The 370-nt window shown below is 63.5% G+C and carries 1 protein-coding gene; it reads right to left on the bottom strand.

Features of this window, described 5'->3' with window-relative positions; genetic code table 11:
- A partial coding sequence (locus AC0L3L_RS36500; RefSeq protein WP_473642224.1) for a transposase occupies positions 1-370 on the bottom strand: 370 nt, incomplete at both ends.

Raw genomic sequence — 370 nt, 5'->3', positions numbered from 1 at the left:
ATGTGCTTGTGATGCGCCAGCGGCAGCCGATAGAAGCTCAGCGTCTCCTCGATGTTGTTCTCCACCCAATCCACCAGCTTCGGGTATTTGGCCTGCCATTTGGCGATCCACTGCGCCAGGTCGCGCTTGACCTCGGCCAGGTCGCGCCGGTCATAGAACCATCTGAGCTCCATCAGGCAATCGTCATCGACCTTGCGCGGCACATAATCGAGCGCGTTTCTGAGGAAGTGCACGTAACAGCGCTGCCAGACGGCCTCGGGCAGGACTTCGCGGATCGCCGCCCTGAGCCCCGGATGGTCGTCGGAGACGACAAACTCGACGCCGGCGAGCCCGCGCTGCTTGAGCCCTGCCACGAACGCGCGCCAGCTCG

The organism is Mesorhizobium sp. WSM4849 (assembly GCF_055811385.1).
Note: the sequence above shows the minus strand (reverse complement) of the source record. Positions and strands in the feature narration are given on the sequence as shown.